The organism is Clostridium pasteurianum DSM 525 = ATCC 6013 (assembly GCF_000807255.1).
Lineage (GTDB): Bacteria > Bacillota > Clostridia > Clostridiales > Clostridiaceae > Clostridium_I > Clostridium_I pasteurianum.
In genome coordinates, this window is sequence record NZ_CP009268.1 from 2,879,108 (window position 1) to 2,894,426 (window position 15,319).

The window sequence follows — 15,319 nt, forward strand, 5'->3', positions numbered from 1 at the left end:
CTGGTTATTATTATAAGAAGGGACTGCATTAAAATTGGTAGAAAACATCATAAATATATTAATAAGTATATTGGATAAGCTTGGTTACTTAGGAACATTTTTAGGTATGTTATTTGAAAGTGCTTGTATACCTATCCCCAGTGAAATTATTTTACCCTTTGGTGGATATTTAAGCTTTCAAGGACATTTAAATTTAGTAATAGTAATAATTTCGGGGACCTTAGGTGGAACTACTGGATCTATTATAGCTTATTTCATAGGTTCTCTAGGGGGAAGACCACTTGTAGAAAAATATGCAAGCAAACTCCATTTATCAAAAGAAAAAATTGAAAAGAGTGATTCCATGTTTAACAGGTATGGTGATAAGATAATATTCTTTTCAAGGCTTCTACCTGTTATTAGAACATTTATATCTCTCCCAGCTGGAGTTGCTAAAATGAATTTTTCAAAATTTGTATTATACACAGTAGTAGGATCTGCAATATGGAGTACATTTCTGGTATATTTGGGATTTATAATGGGTGAAAACTGGGAAACTATACATTCTTATTATCATTATGCAGATATAGCCGTAGTAATATTACTAGTAATTTTTATAATTTATAAAGTGGTTACTAGAAAAAAAGCTGTAAGAGAATAAGTGAATATCAGAAATTTAGCAGTTTAATATTTAGCAGCTTATAAAAAGAGCTGTCTCACCATATATATGCATAAATGTGAGACAGCTCTTTAGCTATTCTACTATTAAAAGAATCATTAAAATCCAATTTTCAACAGCCAAATGAGTACATTTTCAAATTCAATGAATATTTTGATATTATTTAAAAATTAATCTGTTATCTTTCATATCCTCTATTATTGCCAGAGATTCAAGATATACACCGCATTCCTCTATCATTTTTCTTCCACCCTGAAAATATTTTTCAATTACAATTCCTATGCCGCAAACTTCAGCTCCAGCTTGTCTAATTATGTCAATTAATCCAAGTGCTGCACTGCCACTAGCAAGAAAATCATCAATGATAAGAATCCTATCACCACTATTTATGTACTTTTTTGAAACTCTTATTTTATAAGATTCTTCTTTAGTAAAAGAATATACTTCTGACTCATAGGCATCTTTATCAAGATTTGTAGCACTATATTTCTTTGCAAATATTACAGGTACATTATTGAAATGTTGAGCTGCTATACATGCAATTCCAATACCAGAAGCTTCAATTGTAAGTATTTTTGTTATATTTTTGTGCTTGAATCTATTTTTAAATTCTTTTCCTATTTCATTAAATAGTTCTATATCCATTTGATGATTTAAAAAACTGTCAACCTTTAATATTCTATTCTTAATGACAATTCCATCTTTTAATATTCTTTTCTTTAAAAGTTCCATATCTTTAATCCTTTCACTATATAATTTTAATATCTAATTATCTTATTTTAATATATCAAATTGCATATTATAAAGTGTCGCATATAATCCATTTTTTGCGATTAACTCTTTATGACTTCCCTTTTCCTTTACACCATTATCAGTTAATACTATTATCTGGTCTGAATTTCTTATAGTACTTAATCTATGAGCAATAACTATAGTTGTTCTATTTTTTGAAAGTTCCTCTAAAGACTGCTGTATAAATCTTTCACTTTCATTATCAAGAGCAGATGTAGCTTCGTCAAGTATTAATATTGGAGGATTTTTAAGAAAAACTCTAGCTATAGATATTCTCTGCTTTTGTCCACCTGAAAGCTTAACCCCTCTTTCACCTACATGAGTTTCATATCCATATTCCAAGTTCTCAATAAATTCATGTATATTTGCCCTTTTAGCTGCTTCTATTATATCTTCATCTGTAGCATCCTGTTTACCATAAGCTATATTTTCTTTTATAGTTCCACCAAACATATATACATCCTGCTGTACTAGTCCTATAGCATTTCTCAAAGAATTTAATTTTATATCTTTTATATCTATCCCATCTATAGTTATATCCCCCTTAGTAGCCTCGTAAAATCTCGGTATAAGATTACAAAAAGTAGTCTTTCCACCTCCTGAAGGACCTACCAAAGCAATATTTTTTCCAGCTGATATTTCAATATCTATATCCTTTAAAACATCATTTTTGTCATCATATCCAAAAGAAACATTATTAAATTTAATACTTCCCCTTGGATTAAATACTTCTATTGCATCTTCTTTATCTACAATTGCAGGCTTTGTATTAATTACTTGTAAAAATCTTTCAAAACCTGTAATACCTCTTTGAAACTGTTCTGTAAAATTAACTAATTTATCAATTGGATTTAAAAATATATTTATATATAGAATATAAATTACCAAATCTGACACACTTAACAATGACTTACTTATTAATATTCCTCCAAACAGTATGGCAGCAAGATATAATATTCCCTGAAAAAAACCATTTCCGCTATAATATTTTCCCATTATGAAATAGCTTTCTTCCTTGGTTTTTAAAAATTGCTTATTTCCCTTTTTAAATTTCTTTTCTTCAACATTTTCGTTAGCAAAAGATTTTACCACTCTTATGCCTGCAAGACTATCCTGTACAACTGCATTAACCTCTGCAATTTCCTTTCTATTTCTCATAAATACATGTTTCATTTTCCTATTATAAAAAACAGAAAAATATACCATTCCCAAAGTAATAACTAAAAGCACAAGTGTTATTGGAAGGTTAATACTTGAAAGTATAATAAACGAGCCTACTATCTTCAATATGGAAATAAATAAATCTTCCGGACCATGATGTGCCAATTCAGATATATCAAAAAGATCTGTTATTATTCTCGACATAAGTGTTCCCGTATTATTATTATCGTAATATGAAAATGGTAACTTTTGAAATTGATTAAAAAGGTCTTTCCTCATATTTGCTTCCATCTTTGCACCCATAATATGTCCCCAAGAGGTTATAAAATATTGACAAAAATATCTTACTATGTACATTATAAGTAAAGCTGCTCCAATTATAAAAACATATTTTAGTATCTTATTTTCATTCTTCAAGACATATACATCATTCAATAAAAATCTTACTATAATAGGAAAAATAAGATCTATAGCTGATAAAAGCAAAGCACAAAACATATCTGCAAAAAATAATCCTCTATAGGGCTTATAATATTGGAAAAATTTGTTCAAGCTTTTCATTCTATCTATCTCCTTTCTTAAATAATTTTTGTTTTCAAAAATTATATAATAAAAACCATACTTGTTAGATTAACATTTTATAAAAAAATAATCAATATAGTAATGCAGAATATACTTTCATTTTATATATTGAGAATTGAAAGTTTTTATACAAACACTTTACAGCTTGGATTTATTTCCTGTCCCACCTTCAATTCCCTAGAATACGATTATTCAAACTACACAATATACTATTGTAACATAAATAATTAATTAAAAGGAGATGGAACACATGGCAAGTAGAAGTAATAGAATTTTAGTACCAGAAGCAAAAGAAGGTTTAAACAGATTTAAAATGGAAGCAGCTCATGAAGTTGGTACTCCTTTAACTGAAGGATACAATGGGGATCTTACTTCAAGACAAAATGGTTCTGTTGGCGGTCAAATGGTTAAAAAGATGGTTCAGGAGTACGAAAATAAATTAAGTGGTAAATAGTCTAGAATCTTTTTGATATGTAATTTAGGAGCTGTCGCATTAGCATAAAAAAGTATGCTAACGCGGCAGCGTTTTTTGTGTGTGTCATAGAAAATTTAATGATATTTTAATCCCCAATAAGCTCGATAATTAAAAAATGGCGCACTTTAATAAACCTTTGATATTAAGGCCTTTTTTGATTTGCAGAGTTTTTAAGATTTTAAAATTAAGCACTCTTTTTAAGTGGAAAAAGATGTGTTCCAGTTCTATCTGACTGGATTTTATTATGTAGCTTATTTATATTATGTGCCATAGCTAACAGAATACTTTCCGCCAAAACATTCTTTTTACCTCTACTTAGATATCTACGAAATCCCATATCCTGTTTTATCTCTGCAAAAGAGCCTTCGGCTTGAATACTTCGATTCATTCTTAACTCGCAACCTTCTTCACTTACAATTCTTTCAAGATTCTCTTTGCGAAGCATGTTGAAGAGCTTTGAAGTTTCAAGATTTTTAACTCTATCCTCTAATGGCGTTTTACAGTTATGTCCTTTTATACATTTATTTTTTTGATTACAATTACTGCAATCCTCACATGTGTAGATTGTTTTTTTCACTTACATAACCAGTCTTACTTTTTCTTTTTATTATTCTATTTACTGTTAGCTTCTTATTATTTTTGCAAGTATAATAATCACCAAATTCATCATAGTCCATGTTTTCTATTCGGCTTATATCATCCTTATATTTTCTTGTTTTAGCTATTTCATAATTTGCTGGCTTAATATATGATAACTGTCCATTTTCTTTAGTATAAACATAATTTTCTTCACTCTCATAGCCTGAGTCTGTAGTTATTTTTAAATATCTAAAATACAAGAAGTTCTCCATGCTTTTTAGAAATGGAATCAACGTTGTGGTGTCCGCAGGCTGATCGCCTACAGTAAGCCACACTATATATTCAGAATCAACTCCATGCTGCACATTGTAAGCAGGTTTTAACTGACCGTTTTTCATGGCGTCTTCTTTCATCCTCATAAAAGTTGCATCTTTATCTGTCTTCGAATAGCTATTACGCTTACCGCAGATATGGATTTTCTGTGTGTATTCTTTTAGCTTATTAAGATATTCCTCGAGTTTTTCAATAGAACGTTGAATTGGAGTTTTCCTTTTACCACATCCATGTACAAATTCAATATTTTCTTCTTGTTTCAAGGCATAAAGTTTCTTGCGTAGCTTCTTTACATGCTTTATTTTTACTCTGTTTTCATATACGAGCTTTAGTCCGTATAGTTCTTCGCATTCAGCTACAAAATCAGCTAATTTATAAAGTAGTCTCTCCAAATTTTTTGAAACTGCTTTTTTCCAAACGAAAGTATACTTATTGGCACATGCCTCTATCTTTGTACCGTCAATAAATATAGCGTCCCCTAATATTTCTCCAATTTCATAAAGAAAGTTTGTCATTTCTGCCATAATTGTTTCTGCGCATTGAGAAAGGTGGATACTACGGAATCTTGCAAAGGTAGAATGATCTGGTACTGGTGAACCCTCTAAAAGGTACATGAAATTTACATCTCTTTTGCAGGAGGTTTCCATTTCCCTAGAAGAATATCTATGATTCATGTAAGAATAAAGTACAATCTTCAGCATCTGACGAGGCGTAGCCTGATTTTCCCTTAATCGAGAATAAGTCAAATATAAATCTGTTAAATCCATCTCCTCTACAAACTGACTTAGCAAACGCACCGAATCATTATCTGGAATCATGTAATCCATATTTAGTGGAAGTTTTAATTGATAACTTCCGCGATTTAAAGTATAATTTTTATGTAAATTAATATATTTTGCCATATGTTAATTTTACTATAAATCTTTCACTCTTCCGAGTGGGAGATTTATTTTTTTACGCAAAAAACTGTCCCACTAATTTTTTAGTGCGACAGCTCCTATTATTTTTAACTATTTTATAATAAAAAATCTGCCTCGTAATTTTGTTAATAACGAGACAGATTTCTGATAACTATAATCTATAAATGAATTATATATTTATACCTGTGCTAAAGCCTGATCCAAATCATATATTAAATCATCTACACCTTCAACACCAATTGAAAGTCTTACAAGATCTGGAGTAACTCCTGCAGCTTTTTGTTCCTCTTCATTAAGTTCTGCATGAGTTGTACTTGAAGGATGAATTACAAGAGATTTTGCATCTGCCACATTTGCAAGCAGTGAAAATAATTTAACACTATTTATAAACTTCTTACCTGCTTCAAGGCCGCCTTTTATTCCAAAAGTAAATATTGAACCAGCTCCTTTTGGTAGATATTTTTCAGCTAATCCTTTGTATGGACTATCTGGCAATTCAGGATAGTTTACCCATTCAACTTTTGGATGATTACTTAGGAATTCTACTATTTTTCTTGTATTTGATACATGCCTTTCAACTCTTAAAGATAGAGATTCTAAGCCCTGTAAAAATAAGAATGCACTTTGAGGAGATAATGTTGCTCCAGTGTTTCTTAAAAGCTGTACTCTTGCCTTTAAAGCAAATGCAGGTGCTCCTAAATCTGCATATACAAGTCCATTATAGCTTTTGTCCGGTGTTGTAAAATCAGGGAATTTGCCGCTTGCTCTCCAGTCAAATTTTCCTCCATCAACTATAATTCCTCCAATAGTAGTTCCATGTCCACCTATAAATTTAGTAGCAGAATGTACCACTATATCAGCACCATATTCTATTGGTCTTACAAGATATGGAGTAGCAAATGTATTATCTATTATCAAAGGTATTTTATTTTCATGAGCAATATTAGCTACAGCTTCTATATCAAGTACATTAATTCTTGGATTTCCAAGAGTTTCAGCATAGACAGCCTTTGTCTTATCTGTAATAGCTTTTCTTATATTTTCAGGATCGTCCGGATCAACAAATGTCACTTTTATACCGAGCTTTTTTAAAGTTACTGCAAATAGTTCATAAGTACCACCATACAAAGTACTTACAGATACTATTTCATCTCCTGAATTAGCTACATTAAGTATTGAATAAGTGATTGCCGCAAGACCTGATGAAACTGCAAGACCTGCAACTCCACCTTCAAGTTCTGCCACTCTTTTTTCAAAAACATCTGTAGTAGGGTTCATTATTCTTGAATAAACATTTCCAGGTTCTTTTAATTGAAATAAATTTGCCGCATTATCTGCATCCTTAAAAACATAAGATGTTGTCTGATAAATTGGAACTGCTCTTGATCTTGTTGTTGGATCTACCTCCTGACCTGCATGTACTTGAAGTGTTTCAAAACTATACTTTCTTTCTTCACTCATTCTTAATATCTCCTTTTCATTATATTTTATATATTATATACTTTACATATAAACAGATCTCTAAAATAAATTTGAGTTTTATTAATGAGAAATTAGACTATACTGTTAAATGCAAAATATAATTTTTATTATTTAATATCATTTAAATTATAAGGTGTTTCTTGATATACGTAATAATTCAACCAATTTGAAAATAACAAATTAGAATGACTTCTCCATCTTACTATAGGTTCTTTACTTGGATCATCCTCTATAAAGTAGTGCTTTGGAATTTCAATATTCTTATTTTGTGAAATGTCCCTATCATACTCACTCTTTAGAGTTAGAGGATCATACTCTGAATGACCCATAACAAAAATTTGTCGTCCATGCTTTGCTGTGACTATATATATACCTGACTCCTTAGATTCAGATAAAATTTTAAGCCTTGAATCTTTTTCAATATCCTCTCTTCTCACTTCTGTATGTCTTGAATGTGGAGCAAAGAATACATCGTCAAACCCTCTTAGTAAATTTACATTTTTTTCAGTTATTGTGTGAAGAAACACTCCAAACATTTTTTGGGAAAGAGGATATTTGGGAATATTATAATGATAATATAAACCAGCTTGAGCACCCCAACATATATGAAAAGTTGAATATACGTTATGAACACTCCATTCCATAATTTCAACCAATTCATTCCAATAATCTACATCTTTAAAATCCATCTGTTCCACAGGAGCTCCTGTAATTATCATGCCATCAAACTTTTTATTTTTTATATCCTCAAAAGTTTCATAATATCTAAATAAATACTCTTCTGAAGTATTTTTAAAAGAGTGGGTTTTAGGATATATTAAAGTTATATCTACTTGCAGCGGTGAATTACTTAAAAGCCTTAGTATTTGTGTCTCTGTTACAATTTTTAGAGGCATTAAATTCATTATCACAATATTAAGCGGTCTTATATCCTGCTTATTAGCACGATTTTCATCAATAGCAAATATATTTTCCTCTTTCAAAAGTTTAGCTGCTGGAAGATTATTCGGTATATTTATCGGCATCGACAAACACTCACTCCTATCTTAATAAAATTAAATCTAGCTTTTTACTGTGCAAAATGCACCCATAATTTCATATTTATCATATCAGTTTAATGGGTTATTATAGAAAACATAGTTATATATATTAATTATGTCTTACACTTAATGCACTTATTCCAACAATTGAGTCCTATCTATTAAAACCTAGCATTACTCCATCTAATTATTAATTACCTAAAACTTACATAGTATGTTTCTACTTTCACACAAAAATAGAAAACATAAACTCTTAACCTTATGTAAATTATCAATGCATAAAATATTACAAAGCAAAGTCATTAATAAGTAAATATAAAAGGTTGTTTTCCATTTAAAGGAAAACAACCTAGCAAACTAAAATAGTTTTCCTTATCTCTCAGAAACAATCTGCTGGAATTAACACCATGCATACTAACAATAATGCTGGTTGTCGGGTTTCAACGGGCCAGTCCCTCTACCTCTCTTGATAAGCTTTATTCGATTTACTATATAATAAATCAAAAAATTTTTTTTGTCAATAAAATTTTCATACTAATTATTTATTGAAATTTTATATAAAAATTATTTTAAAAAAATTTTACTTTTAAATTATACTTAAGTATTAATAAATCATGGAGCATTTTATAAAATCAATAAAATATTATGGGAATATTTTTCAATATTATTTCCAGATATCTTTTATTAATTCTTTAATTTTAGATCTTCTATATTTTGTTTCATCTAAATCTATATAAATATTTTTTGACTCTATGATAATCACATCTCCTTCCTTTACTCCTTTAGGTAATTGCGATTTCTCAATATTAATCATTACATTGCCTTCTTTTTCACATACAGCATACTTACCTTCAAATCTATCTACAATAACTTTCATGGTATCAATCCTAACTATAATATTTTACCTTCCTAAATATCCTCCATCTAATGGTATAATAGCACCGTTTACATAATCAGAAGCGTTAGAGGCCAAAAATATAGTTATTCCCTTTATATCCTCAGGTATTCCCCAACGCCTCTGTGGTATTCTTGAAAGTATTTCATTATTTCTAATTTCATCCTTTATTAAATTAGTATTCATATCAGTATCAATATACCCTGGTGCTATAGCATTTACATTGATCCCTCTACTTGCCCATTCATTTGCAAGTGCTTTGGTAAGTTGTGCTACCCCTCCTTTGCTTGCAGCATAAGCAGGTACAGTATATCCACCAAAGAAACTAAGCATGGATGCAATGTTTATAATTTTCCCACCACCATTTTTTATCATTTCTATTCCCGCAAGCTTGCATAGTTGAAAAACAGCTGTAAGATTTACATTGATAACCTCATTCCAATCTTCCAGTATAAATTCTTCAATTTTATTTCTTCTCTGAATACCCGCATTATTTATCATTATATCCAAAGTTCCATCTAGTTTATCTAAACAATCATTAAATAATTTTATTAATCCATCTATTTCTCCAACATCACCTTTTACTGCATGTATTCTGTATCCTAATTTTTTAAATTCTTCACAAGTTTTATAGCATCTATCAGATACACCTACAATAACCACTTCTGCTCCAGCCTCTAATAATCCTTCAACCATTCCTTTACCAAGACCGCTGCTTCCTCCAGTAACAATAGCTTTTTTACCCTTCAAATCAAAATAATTCATATATGATTCCTCCTTATATTTAATAACAACATGCTACCTTATTTCCATAAAACTTTAGAATAGTACAAAAATAAGAAAGAAGAATTTTGTCCATTCTTCTTTCTTATTTTACGACAATTTAAGTTTTTATTTTACAACAAGTAATTAAAACATCCAACATTTCATTTCTACATATTTTTTATTTTTGTCCATACTGCTTCATCTACAGGTATTCCAAGATCTAGATTCTTTTCCCTGGTATTTAATGTTCTTTCTCCAGGATAGAATATTTCCTTATTCTCATCTACCTTTTGTGAGGCTTTCACATCTTCTAGTACTTCATCTACAGCAGATTTTAAGAATTGATTTCCAGCTACTTTTTCAGCATCAACAGCTATAAATATCTGTGATAGTTTATACTCTGATGCCCCATCTATTTTACCTATTTTAGAAACAGAATTTCCACCTGACAATACTGTAGCTATAAGATCCAACAGTATTGATAGTCCAGAGCCCTTCCAATAACCTATAGGCAAAACCCTACCAGTCTTTTCAATTTCAGCTGGATCTGTAGTTATATTTCCTTTTGTATCATATCCACCTGGTATTGGCAATTGTTCATGATTTAGTTTTGTTACTTCAATTTTTCCATAAGAAAATTGAGCCATAGCCAAATCAACAACTACATGATGTCCACCTTCTCTTGGTACAGACAATATAAGAGGATTATTACCTATCCTGCTATCTTTAGCACCCCATGCAGGCATGTTGGTAAAAGTATTAGTCCAGCAAATTCCTATACAGCCTTTATCCGCTGCTTGCCATCCATAGCTGCCTCCTCTCATCCAATGATTTGTATTTCTTAAAGCAACACATCCTATAGTATTTATTTTAGCTATTTCTATAGCTCTATCCATACAAAACTTGGCATTTAAATTTCCCATTCCAAGATTTCCATCCCACTTTTCAAAAGCTCCTGTACCTTCCACTTTGCTTGGAACTGCATTTATATCTATAAATCCTTTATCTATATATTCTATTACTCTTGGAAATCTAACATATCCATGAGAATAAACTCCATCACAGCTAGTTTCAGTAAATAATTGTGCTGAAGCTTCCGCTCTTTCTTCACTGAAGCCTTTTTTAATTAATATTCTCTTGAATTCACTTTTCATTTCCTCAAAACCAACTCTCATAACAAAACCTTACCTTTCATAATAAATTTACCCTATAACTAATAATTGTAACACTCCATCTTATACAAGCAAGATGGGGATAATAGTTTTATGCTACTGGATAACTCATCTAATATTTATTAAAATATAAAATCTCATCACTAAATAACATTCATTATAGTCTTAAATTAACTAAATTAAATCTCTATTAATTTTTATATTAATTTTTCTAACTTTACAGGGTTTATTATAAGCACACCAAGGTCTGTGAACATCTTCTGGAAAAAATATTGCAAAGCTTCCAGCATTCATGAATAAATCGATTTCATTTTCTACATTATTATAAAAAATAGAATCTTTTTCTTCAAGTAATTCTTCCGTAACAATATTATTTCCAGTGTCCCTTGCATAACCTATAACCTCATTACCTCCCACAGAAAACTGAATTTCAATATACTTTCTGTGAACTTCTGCCTTTGCCTCCTGTTTATCTTTTGTAATTTTATCTACTACCTGAGCATATATATCATCTCCCATGATACTATATACCCCTGCCTCCATATTGTTAAAGTCGTTATCTTTCAAGTAGTTAACAGCTTTCAATATTGGTTTGGGACATACCTTTTTTATGTCGTCAATATTGTCTATATTTCCAAATATCATACCACACCTCACTTAACTCTATTATCTATAAAAATTTTTCTTAAATATTATAATGCGTATTCATGAAAGCCCTTTCATAAGTAATTATAATACAAGAAGGATAATATTTCAATATTTTATTAAATTCAATATAAAAAGTTATTTACATCTATTCTTAAAATTCAGATTTCACATCAGAAGTATTTTTTACTGAATTTTCTGGCACAGTTTGATGAGCGCAATCATTCTTCTCTTTTGGTAAAGTAAAAGTGATTATAATAGCAAGTACTAAAGATATTACAAGACTATATATACTCATACTATAACTAAACACCTGCATTAAAAGTCCAACTAAGAAAGGTCCTATAAATCCACCAAGATTACCCAATGCATTTATAAGTCCAGTAGCTCCACCAGCTACCTCTGAACTGAATACTGCTGGTGGTATCGTCATAAATATAGCTGAAGATGCTTGTAAAAATAATCCACAACCTACAAGCATTATGAAAGATAACCATATAGACTGCTGAAATCCAACTGATAAATATAAGCATATTGCAAATCCTACAATTGTAATTACAATATATTTTTTTCTCTTCATACTCTTATCTGAAAGGGATGGAAAAACAAATAAACCAATTATAGTTGCTATATAAGGGAAAATAGACAAAATTCCAACCTGACCCATACCTGTATTAGTTAAATTTTTAAGAATTGTTGGCAGCCACAAAGTATATCCATATACACCGGTTTGAACAAAGAAGAATATAAGCACTAATTTCCATAAAGTTTTATTATTTAAAATATCCTTTAAAGATGTCTTTTTCTGCTGACTTACTTCCATACATTTTTGTTCTGCTTCTAATCTTTCAACAAGATAATCTCGCTCTTCCTTACTGATCCACTTAGCGGTTTCCGGTCTATCACTTATTAATGGTAACCAAACTAAAATTAATGCCAATGATATTATTCCTTCTATTATAAATACATAGTGCCATGTAAATTTAGTTAGAATAAGTCCTGAAAGAGGTCCTGTTATAATTGAGGCAATAGGATTATTCATTATAACAAAAGCTGTAGCTCTTCCACGTTCTTCGCTTGGAAACCAATGACGAACTATTGTAAGCACTGCTGGCATAACTCCACCTTCTGCAACTCCAAGTAAGAATCTTAAAATAAGCAGCTGAGTTGTATTTCTTGAAAATCCAGAAGCAATTGCAAGAATACCCCAAGCTATTATAGTAAAACTTATAAATTTTTTAGCACTTCTTTTCTCTGCAATTTGTCCTCCCGGTACTTGAAGAAACAAATATCCTATAAAGAATATGCCAGCTGCTATCCCTGAGACACTAGCAGTCATTCCAAGTTCTTTACTCATTCCGCCTGCCATAGCAAAACCTACATTGGTACGATCCATGTAAGCCACTATATATACCAGAAGAATAGGTGGAATAATATGCAACCAACGTTTATTGGGAATTTTTTTTGTTGTTAATGTACTTTCACTCATATTTACACACTCCTAATTTATATTTTTATGAAAGCGTTTACCAAACGGTTGTATTTTTATTATTACCTATAATTAAATATTGTTACTTTTACAATAATTTTTACCAAAAACATCTAATTACTAGTAACAAAATAAACTTTTATACAAATCATTTATTAATAATATATTTTTAGGGAATTATTTTTTTAATCTTTTATATTGTATATAAAATAATTAATATCTATGATGTGATTGTTGATAAGGATACAGAACTCTTGTTTAGATAAGCTTTTTAACTTATCTAAACAGAGTTTAACATATATTATTTAGGATATTTATATATTAATGATTATTATTTAAACACCAGAATAAGCAGAGAAACCTCCATCTACTGGTATAACTACACCATTTACAAAGCTTGAAGCCTTGCTATCTATAAGCCAAAGTAATGTTCCCAATAATTCTTCACATTCACCGAATCTATCCATTGGAGTTGCATTTAATATTTTCTTAGATCTTTCAGTATAACTTCCATCTTCATTTAACAGAAGTGCTTTATTTTGATTGGTTATAAGAAAACCTGGAGCTATTGCATTAACTCTTATTCCAACCTTTGAAAAATGCACTGCCAACCATTGAGTAAAGTTAGATACTGCTGCCTTGGCGCCACTATATGCTGGAATTTTTGTAAGAGGAGTAAAAGCATTCATGGAAGATATATTAACTATAGCTGCATCTTTTTTATCTATCATATCAGTTGCAAATACTTGAGTTGGAAGAAGTGTTCCAAGGAAATTTAAATTAAAGACAAATTCTATGCCCTTTGGGTCTAAATCGAAGAAAGTTGTTTCTCCTTCTTTTTTATTTTCTAAATCTTCTTTAGATAGATATTCTTTTGAAGTAGTACCCTTTGGATTATTACCTCCTGCACCATTTAATAGCACATCACAAGTACCAAATTTTTCATTTACTACACTCTTAGCATTTTTAAGACTTTCAATGTCAAGTACATCTGTTACCACGCTGATGGCAACTCCACCATTGGAATTAATTTCTTTTGCAACAGTAGCAGCTCTCTCTTCATTTCTATCTAAAACAGCTATTTTGGCTCCGCATTGACCTAATGCCTTAGCAAAAGTACCACATATAACTCCACCAGCACCAGTAACTACTATAACTTTATCTTTTAAATCAATTTGAAATGGTAATTCCATAAACTACATCCCCCTATAAATTTTTAATTTATGATTTAGTTTTTTATGTTCTATTTCACGAGACTTCCTATAATGTTGCAATTAATCTTTATTTAGATTGCTTTTCAAGACTTTCCCATATGCCATTTAAATAAGTTGCTCCTAAAGCTCTATCATAAAGTCCATATCCAGGTCTTCCAGTTTCTCCCCATATCATTCTTCCATGATCTGGCCTCATTGGTCCATCAAAACCTACATCATGATAGGCCTTCATAATTTCTACCATATCCAAGGAACCATCTTCACTTCTATGAGCTGACTCTTCAAAGCTCTTATTTCCAGTAATTTTTATATTCCTCGTATGTGCAAAATGTATTCTTCCCTTACCTCCAAAATAACGAATCATATCTGGTATATCGTTCTTAGGATTAGGTCCTAAGGAACCTGAACAAAGAGTTATACCATTATTTGGGCTATCTACTAGATTTATCAATCTGTCAAAATTTTCCTTGCTGGTTATTATCCTTGGAAGACCAAATATTGACCAAGGTGGATCATCCGGATGTATTGCCATCTTTATTGATACTTCATCAGCTACAGCAATAACTTTCTTTAAAAAATATTTTAGATTATTCCAAAGGTCTTCTTCTGAAATTTCCTTATACTGATTTAGTAAATCTCTAAGTCCCTCTTTTGTGTAACTTGAATCCCATCCTGGTAAAGATAATTCTCCCTTTACAGGATCCATCTTTTCTACAGTTTCCTGTCTGTATATAAGTGCTGTGGAACCATCTTCTAATTCATAATCCAACTGTGATCTAGTCCAGTCAAATACTGGCATAAAATTATAACAAACAACTTTTATTCCTGTTTTAGATAAATTCCTTAAGTTTTCACAATAATTATCAATATATCTATCTCTAGTTGGAAGTCCCATTTTTATATCTTCATGAACTGGTACACTTTCTACAGTTTCAAAACTTAAGCCATGATCCTCTATCTTCTTTTTTAGGGCTATTATTTTTTCCATAGGCCATACTTCACCTACAGGAACATCATAAATTGCGGATACTATTCCTGTTACTCCCGGTATCTGTTTTATCTGATCCAGAGTTACTTTATCATCATCTCCATACCATCTAAATGTCATCTGCATAGG

General features: G+C 30.6%; 13 protein-coding genes, 1 pseudogene and 1 riboswitch. Of the genes and pseudogenes, 2 read left to right on the top strand and 12 right to left on the bottom strand.

The annotated features are described in order from the left end of the window. The first annotated feature begins 34 nt into the window (after positions 1–34). Positions 35–640: a DedA family protein gene (locus tag CLPA_RS13090; protein ID WP_003442677.1), complete on the top strand. Its 606-nt coding sequence runs from the start codon at positions 35–37 to the stop codon at positions 638–640. A 177-nt stretch (positions 641–817) separates the two neighbouring features. Here CLPA_RS13090 and CLPA_RS13095 read toward each other — a convergent pair whose 3' ends face one another. Together CLPA_RS13095 and CLPA_RS13100 are read right to left on the bottom strand one after the other, a co-directional pair. Beyond that, positions 818–1,390 (bottom strand): xanthine phosphoribosyltransferase, encoded by a 573-nt coding sequence (locus tag CLPA_RS13095; RefSeq protein WP_003442679.1) that lies wholly within the window; start codon positions 1,388–1,390, stop codon positions 818–820. Between the two features lie 42 nt (positions 1,391–1,432). Then, a complete protein-coding gene (locus CLPA_RS13100) occupies positions 1,433–3,172 on the bottom strand; it encodes an ABC transporter ATP-binding protein (protein ID WP_003442680.1) in 1,740 nt (579 codons plus the stop codon). Positions 3,173–3,443: 271 nt separating this feature from the next. Between CLPA_RS13100 and CLPA_RS13105 the strand changes: the two genes are divergently transcribed. Further along, on the top strand, positions 3,444–3,647 hold the full coding sequence (locus CLPA_RS13105) for an alpha/beta-type small acid-soluble spore protein (RefSeq protein WP_003442685.1): 204 nt from the start codon (positions 3,444–3,446) through the stop codon (positions 3,645–3,647). A 205-nt stretch (positions 3,648–3,852) separates the two neighbouring features. Here the strand turns inward: CLPA_RS13105 and CLPA_RS13110 are convergent. The 10 genes and pseudogenes from CLPA_RS13110 to uxuA form a co-directional block, all read right to left on the bottom strand. After that, positions 3,853–5,482 (bottom strand): annotated as a pseudogene (locus CLPA_RS13110) (IS1182 family transposase). 195 nt (positions 5,483–5,677) lie between these two features. Further along, on the bottom strand, positions 5,678–6,961 hold the full coding sequence (locus CLPA_RS13115; RefSeq protein WP_003442692.1) for a homocysteine synthase: 1,284 nt from the start codon (positions 6,959–6,961) through the stop codon (positions 5,678–5,680). Between the two features lie 128 nt (positions 6,962–7,089). After that, on the bottom strand, positions 7,090–8,007 hold the full coding sequence (gene metA, locus CLPA_RS13120; protein ID WP_003442695.1) for a homoserine O-acetyltransferase MetA: 918 nt from the start codon (positions 8,005–8,007) through the stop codon (positions 7,090–7,092). Between the two features lie 384 nt (positions 8,008–8,391). Next, positions 8,392–8,498: riboswitch (SAM riboswitch) on the bottom strand. 188 nt (positions 8,499–8,686) lie between these two features. After that, the gene (locus CLPA_RS13125) at positions 8,687–8,899 is read right to left on the bottom strand and encodes a DUF3006 domain-containing protein (RefSeq protein WP_003442699.1); all 213 of its coding nucleotides are present in this window, start codon (positions 8,897–8,899) and stop codon (positions 8,687–8,689) included. Between the two features lie 24 nt (positions 8,900–8,923). After that, entirely contained in the window at positions 8,924–9,682 is a 759-nt protein-coding gene (locus tag CLPA_RS13130) for an SDR family NAD(P)-dependent oxidoreductase (RefSeq protein ID WP_003442702.1), read from the bottom strand. Between the two features lie 167 nt (positions 9,683–9,849). Continuing rightward, positions 9,850–10,857, bottom strand: coding sequence for a 3-dehydro-L-gulonate 2-dehydrogenase (gene yiaK, locus CLPA_RS13135; RefSeq protein ID WP_003442705.1), 1,008 nt, complete (start codon positions 10,855–10,857; stop codon positions 9,850–9,852). Between the two features lie 171 nt (positions 10,858–11,028). Continuing rightward, positions 11,029–11,499 (bottom strand): NanQ anomerase/TabA/YiaL family protein, encoded by a 471-nt coding sequence (locus CLPA_RS13140; protein WP_003442708.1) that lies wholly within the window; start codon positions 11,497–11,499, stop codon positions 11,029–11,031. Positions 11,500–11,653: 154 nt separating this feature from the next. After that, positions 11,654–12,988, bottom strand: a complete 1,335-nt coding sequence (locus CLPA_RS13145) for an MFS transporter (RefSeq protein WP_003442710.1) — start codon at positions 12,986–12,988, stop codon at positions 11,654–11,656. Positions 12,989–13,323: 335 nt separating this feature from the next. Beyond that, on the bottom strand, positions 13,324–14,181 hold the full coding sequence (locus CLPA_RS13150) for an SDR family oxidoreductase (protein ID WP_003442711.1): 858 nt from the start codon (positions 14,179–14,181) through the stop codon (positions 13,324–13,326). Between the two features lie 88 nt (positions 14,182–14,269). Beyond that, complete coding sequence (uxuA, locus tag CLPA_RS13155; RefSeq protein WP_003442722.1) at positions 14,270–15,316, bottom strand: mannonate dehydratase; 1,047 nt, start codon at positions 15,314–15,316, stop codon at positions 14,270–14,272. Positions 15,317–15,319 lie beyond the last annotated feature (3 nt).